Annotated in this window: 7 protein-coding genes; 5 read left to right on the top strand and 2 right to left on the bottom strand. The window is 74.5% G+C overall.

The window, feature by feature from the left end; all coding sequences use genetic code 11:
- From G9H71_RS19960 to G9H71_RS19950, 3 genes are all read left to right on the top strand, one after another.
- A partial coding sequence (locus tag G9H71_RS19960; RefSeq protein ID WP_166284541.1) for an ATP-binding domain-containing protein occupies window positions 1–217 on the top strand: 217 nt, incomplete at its 5' end.
- A 29-nt stretch (window positions 218–246) separates the two neighbouring features.
- On the top strand, window positions 247–462 hold the full coding sequence (locus tag G9H71_RS19955) for a hypothetical protein (RefSeq protein WP_166284540.1): 216 nt from the start codon (window positions 247–249) through the stop codon (window positions 460–462).
- Between the two features lie 1,160 nt (window positions 463–1,622).
- Window positions 1,623–2,759 (top strand): geranylgeranyl reductase family protein, encoded by a 1,137-nt coding sequence (locus G9H71_RS19950; RefSeq protein WP_331273143.1) that lies wholly within the window; start codon window positions 1,623–1,625, stop codon window positions 2,757–2,759.
- 95 nt (window positions 2,760–2,854) lie between these two features.
- Here the strand turns inward: G9H71_RS19950 and G9H71_RS19945 are convergent, their stop codons facing one another.
- The gene (locus tag G9H71_RS19945) at window positions 2,855–4,696 is read right to left on the bottom strand and encodes a family 43 glycosylhydrolase (RefSeq protein ID WP_166284539.1); all 1,842 of its coding nucleotides are present in this window, start codon (window positions 4,694–4,696) and stop codon (window positions 2,855–2,857) included.
- A gap of 205 nt (window positions 4,697–4,901) precedes the next feature.
- Between G9H71_RS19945 and G9H71_RS19940 the strand changes: the two genes are divergently transcribed.
- On the top strand, window positions 4,902–5,108 hold the full coding sequence (locus G9H71_RS19940) for a hypothetical protein (RefSeq protein ID WP_166284538.1): 207 nt from the start codon (window positions 4,902–4,904) through the stop codon (window positions 5,106–5,108).
- Between the two features lie 102 nt (window positions 5,109–5,210).
- Here the strand turns inward: G9H71_RS19940 and G9H71_RS19935 are convergent, their stop codons facing one another.
- Entirely contained in the window at window positions 5,211–6,059 is an 849-nt protein-coding gene (locus tag G9H71_RS19935) for an ArsR/SmtB family transcription factor (RefSeq protein WP_331273142.1), read from the bottom strand.
- Window positions 6,060–6,178: 119 nt separating this feature from the next.
- Here G9H71_RS19935 and G9H71_RS19930 point away from each other — a divergent pair, with 119 nt between their 5' ends.
- Window positions 6,179–7,471 carry an MFS transporter gene (locus G9H71_RS19930; RefSeq protein ID WP_166284537.1) on the top strand — a complete coding sequence of 431 codons (1,293 nt, stop codon included), beginning with the start codon at window positions 6,179–6,181 and terminating at the stop codon, window positions 7,469–7,471.
- Window positions 7,472–7,482 lie beyond the last annotated feature (11 nt).

Below are 7,482 nucleotides of genomic sequence, written 5' to 3'. Positions count from 1 at the left end.
GCCGGATCTGCGAGCCGACGTCGTCGTGCTCACCGTCGGGCAGGTGAAGGGGCTGGAGTTCGACGACGTCCTGGTCGTCGGTCCGGAGTCGATCCTGCAGGGGCCGCGCGGGCTCAACGACCTCTACGTCGCGCTGACGCGCACCACGGGCACTGCGGGCATCCTGCACGCGCCTCCCGTGCCCCCGGTTCTTGCCGATGTGCGCTGCCGCGGATGATGCACGCTGCAGCGGGCACAGGCAGGCGCATGACGATCCCCGGTGGAGCAGGCAGCGAGACGGGCCAGGACAAGGACGCGGTGATCGGCGCGGACAAGACCGGCACCGGCCTTCCCGCGACGACCGGCCCGATGGGCGACGAGGGCCAGGCACCCGGGTCGGTCGAGGGCGGCGGCCCGGTGACGGACGCAGTCCACGACAGCGCTCCCGACGGCGCCGGGTCGGCGGAGGACCCCGCCGGGTGACCGGCGCGGGGCGGGGCGGTCCGGGGAGGGACGCCGGACGGCTCCCAGGGTCAGCCATGCCCGTGCCGTCGAGGGGAGCGCGTGCCCGCTCGGCACGTAGCCCGTGCGATTCACACATCGCACATCGCTGAAGCCGAATGCCTCTTCTCCGTCCACCAGCGCGTCCGCCCGGGGCTGTCGCTCGGCGGCCTGCAGACGTTCGACACGCTGCTTCTGCAGCCCAGGGTGGGTCTCGACTAGGTCGGCGACTCCAGCTCGGGCTACGTCCCCGCGGTCCTCGCGCAGCTGCGCGCGGACTACGTCCACGTGCTGTCCAACCGGCGTACCGACCTGTTCTGGATCGGGATGCGCGACCGGACCGACATCGCCTACGCCAATGGCGTCGCCACCTGAGCGCTCGACGAGTTCGGCGTCGACGACGAGTACGCGGAGTACGCCGGCTCCTGCCACACCTGGGACGCCGTGGCGCCGCCATCTCTACTCGTTCGCGCCGCGGCTGTTCGTCGACTGACCGGCGGCCGGCTATCGCGGGTCGGCACTGCGCCACGAGGTTGTGGGAAGTCGGGGGTGCCCCGACGCCCGCGTGCTCCCACAAGGTCGCCCCGTCGCGGACCCGGCCGCCGCGCTCGCGGGCGTCGTGGACGCGCTGCGTCCGCGACGGCGGGCCGCTGCACCTCCGACCGAGTCGGAGCAGGCGCGACCGTGTCGCTGCACCCACTATCGAGGCCCAGGAGGCACGACGTTGCCGTTATGGGCGCCACCGACCCCCCATGCGCCGTACATGGCGCCCATACGACCCCCCTGTCGAGCGCCGACGCCGAGCGGCCGGCGCTTGGGTCGGCCGGCCGCCCTGACCCCGACCTCTCGACCGGTAGCACCACCTCGAACCGGGTGCAGCCCGTCCGAAGCACGTCCGCGGGGTCCGACGTACGAACGTGGCGCGCGGGGCGGTCCGACGCGGACCAAGATCGCCTCGGTGCTAACCGCCCGCCGCCGTACACGCCCGGCCGCCCGCCGCCGTACACGCCCGGCCGCCCGCGACCCGCTACACGCGCTCTGGCACGGACCGGCCGCGTGCCGGCACCCCGCCGCCTTGCGCCAGCGACGTGCACCGCCAGACAGCCGGCCCGTCCCACATCCGCGCCGGATAGCCTCGCCCGGTGACAGCGCTCGGCACGACCTGGGACGTCGCCGTGGTCGGAGCCGGGCCGGCGGGCGCGATGGCCGCGTGGGCCGCGGCGAGCGCGGGCGCCCGGGTCGTCCTCCTCGAGCGCAGCACCCTGCCGCGCTACAAGACCTGTGGCGGCGGCATCACGGGCACGTCCCTGCGCAGCCTTCCGCCGGGGCTGCGCCTGCCGGCGCGTGACACGATCACCGAAGTCACCTTCGCCCATGACGGGCGCCGGGAGCGCACCCGCAGGTTCGCCGAGCCGCTGCTCTGCATGGTCCTGCGCGACGAGCTCGACGCCGCGCTCGTCGAGGCGGCGGTGCAGGCCGGGGCGGTGCTGCGCCAGGAGACCCTCGTACGCCACGTCGAGCAGTCCGCCGACGGGGCCCGGTTGCGGACCGACGGCGAGGACGTCCTGGCGCGCACGGTCGTCGGGGCGGACGGCAGCGCGAGCCGGATCGGCAAGCACGTCGGGGTCGTGTGCGACCAGGTCGACCTGGGCCTGGAGGTGGAGGTCGCGGCGGGCGCCCGCGCCGAGCAGTGGAAGGGCCGAGTCCACCTGGACTGGGGGCCGCTGCCGGGGTCGTACGGCTGGGTCTTCCCGAAGGGGGACGCGCTCACGGTCGGCGTCATCGCGGCACGCGGCCGCCCCGAGGAGACCCGGGCTTACCTCGCGGCCTACCTGCGCAGGCTCGGCCTCGACTCGGCCGAGGTCCTGCGCGATTCCGGCCACCTCACCCGCTGCCGCACCCCGGGCTCCCCGCTGCGCCGCGACAACGTCCTCGTCGCCGGCGACGCAGCGGGCCTGCTCGAGCCGTGGACGCGGGAGGGGATCTCGTTCGCGCTGCGCTCAGGGCGGCTGGCGGGGGAGGCGGCGGCCCGGCTCGCGGCGGGCGCGCCGGGCCCGGCGTACGAGGAGGCCGTGGAGGCCGAGCTCGGGGTCGAGATGGCGGCCGGGCGGCGCTGCCTGCGGCTGTTCGAGCGGCGGCCGGGGCTCGTGCACGCGGCGCTGTCGCGGACCGCCCGCGGGGCGGACGGCTTCGCCCGGATCAGCCGCGGCGAGACCACCCTGGCCCGCGCGTTCCTGCACCGCGGCGTGGGACCGGCGGTGGGCCTGCTGTCGCGCTGACGCGCGGTCGGCCCCGACGGCCGACCGTCCCCGACACGCCTCGGCCCCCGGCCCCGCGACAGGTGCCGCGGGGCCGGGGGCCGGAGAAGCAGCGGTCAGTAGACGTCGACCGCGTCGAGCTCGGAGTAGAACGACACGCGGGTCAGCGTGACGGTGTTCCAGCCGCGCTTGAGCCGCACCTCGTGCTCGACCGTCGACCAGTTCCCCCACCGGGTGTGCGGGAACTGCACGATTCCCTCGTCGCGGCCGTTGACCGTGACCCGGTCGGTCGCCTCGATGAGGTTGCCGCCGCGCTCGGAGCCGTTGGAGAACGTGATGCCGAGGGTGGCGTCGCCCGACTCGGCCGCGTAGACCCGCAGCGTGACGGAGCTGTCGTTGAAGTCGAGCCCGCCGACGACGGCCCCGCCCGACGCAGCCCCGTCGGTGCGCACGCGCGCCCGGTTGATGACGCCGGCCTCGGCCTCGTAGCGGGTGCCCTGCGCGGGCCCCGCCGGGACGGCCACGGGCGAGGGGTCAGGGAGCGCGTCGTACACGTCGACCGAGTCGATCTCGGCGAAGTAGGTGCCGCGCGTCAGCGTGACGGTGTTCCAGCCCTGGCGCAGCTGCACGCGCTGCTCGTTGAGCTGCCAGTTGCCCCACGTGGTGTGCCAGAACGAGATGGTGCGGGACTGGCCGTTCACGGTGAGCGTGTCGGTCGAGACCACGCGGCGGTTGCCGTCGGTCGAGCCGTTGGCGAAGCGGATGCCGAGCGTCTTCGGGCCGGCCGTGTCGGCCCACACCTGCAGCGAGACCGAGCTGTTGGCGAAGTCCATGCCGCCGACCTTCGACAGGCCGGACGCGCTGTTGTCGACGACGGCGCGGGCGTTGGTGATGACGCCGTTCTCGGCCTGGTAGCGGGTGGACGCGTCGTCCACCGACGGCACGCCGGCGGCGTCGTAGTCGAGGTAGCTGACGTACATCGCGCGGTAGGTGTAGGTCGGGTTCCAGCCGTGGTAGACGATCGCCGTACGCCCGTCACGGCGCGTGATGACGTCCTGGCCGCCGGGGCCGCGGACGTCGTTCTGGAAGCGGTCGCTCGTCAGCAGCTCGGTCCTGGACTTGGTGTACGGGCCCATCAGGCTGGTCGCGGTCGCGTAGCCCGTGCGGTAGTTGCCGCCGTAGAAGTCGTTGGCCGAGTAGTAGAGGTAGTACGTCGAGCCGCGCTTGACCAGCGTGGGCGCCTCGACGACCGCGCCCTCCCAGGGCAGGTCGTTGCGGATCAGCTCGGTGGCCGGCCCGGTCAGCGTCCGGCCGTCGGCCGAGAGCGGCTGGATGTAGATGATCGCGGGCTTCGAGCAGCAGTTGCCGTCGGCCTTCCACAGCAGGTAGAGCTGGCCGTTCTCGGAGTACGTGCTGGCGTCGATCGCGCCCCCGAGGTCCGGGGGCCGGTTGGCGGTCGGGCAGACCAGCGGGTCGTTGCCGACGGGGAGGAACGGCCCGTTCGGCGACGTCGCCAGGGAGACGCCGATGCACTGGCGCTGGGACGCGCGGTCGCGCGCGGTGTGGTAGAGCGCGTAGCCGCCCGCGACCTTCGTCACCTCGGGTGCCCACACGCACCGGTCGGTCGCTCCGCCCGGAGTGAAGCTGCACTCCCCGACCCAGGGGCCGAGCGTCGGCGCTACGTCGGGCTGACGCGTCCAGTTGCGCAGGTTCTTCGACGTCTGGTGCTGGACGTTCTGGCCGTCCGAGTTGGTCGCATATGCGTGGTAGACGCCGTCCACGAGGAGGACGTCCGGGTCTGCGAAGTTGCGGTCGATCCTGGGCTCGACGGAGAGCCGCGACCCGTCCTCGAGCTTCGGTGCGGCGTTCGCGGTCGCGACCGACACCGGAGCGATCAGGCCGAGCGCGAGGACGACGCCTCCGATCGCGGCGCGCAGGCGGCGCGGAGTGAGTGCCACTGAGTCCCTTTCGACGATGAAAGCCAGCTCTGGCTGGAGGAAGGGTGATGCTTTCGCTCGGCGCCAGTCAAGGGGTTCCGGTGAACGTTCCCGTTGCGATATCGACGACGCGGTGACTCGAAGAGGTGACGCCCGTCACTGGCCGTATCCCGGCTCCGTCGTGCGCCTCCTTCAGCCAACCTGTACTTCACTGAAGGAGAGTTCTGTGCCCTTCTACGGCGGCGGCCGCCCCGGGGACGACGTCACCAGCATCCAGCAGTTCTGCGGAGGCAACGTCGTCCTCGTCACCACCAGCGACGGCATCACCCGGGTCTTCGCCGACGACGGCGGTGGCAACGCGCCCGAGCTGTCGACCAGCGACTGCGCCCTCATCGGCGCCGCGCTCGTGGCGCTCGGCCAGGCCCAGCCCTGACCGGCTGACTGGCGAGGGGCTGGGCGGCCGCGCGACAGGCCGGCGCCAGCCCGCCCCGCGGCCGGATGGCGGCGCGACCGGATCCGCGGCTCGGTCGGATCCCTAGCTAGGTCGGAAACCCGGCACGAGAGCGGGCAGTCGGCGCATCCCGGCGTCGGTGACCGCCAGCTCCCGCGAGCCCGGACGTGGCTCCACGAGCCCCTGCCGGACGAAGCTCGACAGGACCGCGGCCCCGAGCGCCCCACCCAGATGGGGCACGCGGTGGCTGCGGTCCAGGCATGCCGTGGCGGGCTTGCGCCGCCCGGTGTCGAGCTCCTCCAGGCGCAGTCCGAGCCCGGCGAGCGCCGAGCTGTCCGCGCCGAAGGCCAGCTCGCTGGTGGCTCCGTCGGGCGGGAGGAGCGCCCCGCGCTCGACGAGGAAGCGCAGCACGGCGACGCCGAGCCGGCCGGCCAGGTGGTCGTAGCACGTGTGGGCGATGTCGACAGCGTTCGCGGCCCGCGCGCCTGGACGGACGGCCTCGGCGTGCGCGAAGCCGGCCAGCGCGTCGAGCACGGGCGGCAGCTGCGGGCGGTCGACCCGGTAGACCGCGTGCCGCCCGGCGCGCTCGACCGACACCAGCCCCGCCGTACGCAGTCGGCCGAGGTGGTTGCCGAGCCGGGAAGCGCTCACGGCGAGGGCCTCCGCTAGCTGGCTGAGGGTGTGCGGCCCCTCGGCGGCCAGCAGCTGCAGCGCGGTCAGCCGCAGTGGGTCGGCGAGCTCGGCTGCCAGCCCGGTCATGGCCGCGAGCACCGGGTTGGACAGGTCGTCCCAGGAGTGCGCGGCAGAAGCCGTACGCGTCTGCTGCCCCGGCTCGGCCGCGCCCCGCTGCTCCGGCCGCCCCGCGTCCGGCGTCAGGTCCGCCCGGGCCGCGTCCGCCCGCGCCGCGGCCTCCCGTCCCGCCCCGCCCGTCACCGCCGTCCCCTCACACCCCTAGCGTAGTCACGCTTCAGCCTCCCGTGAAGCGTGCTTGCGTCGCCTCCGCAGAGCGGTCTACGGTCACTCTTCAGGCAACCCTGAAAGGTGGCGAGGGCATGCGCGACGTACTCGAACCGCAAGCCGCCGCCACCGCCCTGCGCCGGCTGCTGTGGGGGCGCGCCGTGTCGGCGGTCGGGGACGGGCTGTGGTTCACGGTCTGGGCGCTCTACTTCACCGGCGTGCTCGGCATGTCCGGGACCGCGGTGGGCGCCGGGATGGGGGTCGCCGCTGCGGCCGGCCTGGTCGCTGCGGTCCCGCTGGGCGCGCTCGGCGACCGGTACGACCCGGCGCGCGTCCTGCTGGCCCTCACGGTGGCGCGGGCCGCGGCGATGGCGGCGTACCTCGTCGTCGACGGCGTCGTGGCCTTCGTCGCGGTGACGGTGGCCTTCGTCGGGCTCGCCAACGGCAGCAGCGCGCTGCGCACCGCGCTGGTGGCCGCGCTCGTGGAGGACAACGCCGCGCGGGTACGCGCACTCTCCGCCCAGCGCGTCGCGCAGCACGCGGGCATCGCCGTCGGCGCGGGGCTGGGCGCGCTCGTGCTCGCGGTGGACGAGCCGGGGGCGTACCGGCTGGCCGTGGCCGCGAACGTGGCGAGCTACCTCGTCCTGGCCGCCCTCACCGCCACGCTGCCCGCGGTCCCCGTGCCCGCGCCGGCGGCCGGTGGGCCGGCCCGAGCGGCGGGAATGCAGGCCGTCCTGCGCGACCGGGCGTACCTTCTCGTCGTCGGAGTGACCGCCGTCCTGTCGCTCTGCTGGGCGATGCTGTCGACGGGGCTGCCGCTGTGGGTCGCCGGGTCGACGCAGCTGCCGCTGGCGCTGTCGGGAGCGGTCGTCGTGCTGAGCTCGGTGGGCATCGCGGTGCTGCAGATCCCGGCCGCCCGCGTGGTGCGTACGCCGGCGCAGTCCGCGCGGACGGCGCTCGCGTCCGGCATGGCGCTGGCCGTCAGCTGCCTGCTCCTCGCGTCGACGGCGTCCCGCGGCGGGCCGGGCGCCGGCGCGGTGGTCGTGCTGGCGGCGCTGCTGCACATCGCCGGTGAGGTGGGCTACGTGGCCGCGGCGTGGAGCCTCTCGGTGTCGCTGATGCGCGAGGACGCGCGCGGCGCCTACCAGGGAGCGGCCGAGTCGGCGACCGCCGCGGTGCAGGTCTTCGGCCCTGGCTTCTTCACCCTCGCGCTGGGCTCGCTCGGCGCCGGCGGGTGGGTGCTGGGCGCGGCGGTCTTCGCGCTCGCCGGGCTGGGCGTACGCCCGGCGACCCGCCGCGCGGAGCGGACGCGGGCCGCAGTGTTCGCAGCAACCCCACAGCTGCGGCGCGGCCTCTCCGCAGCCGGCGAGCCGAACCTAGAGGCATGACCGAGAACTCC

The organism is Motilibacter deserti (assembly GCF_011250635.1).
Classification (GTDB): Bacteria; Actinomycetota; Actinomycetes; order Motilibacterales; family Motilibacteraceae; genus Motilibacter_A; species Motilibacter_A deserti.
Note: the sequence above shows the minus strand (reverse complement) of the source record. Positions and strands in the feature narration are given on the sequence as shown.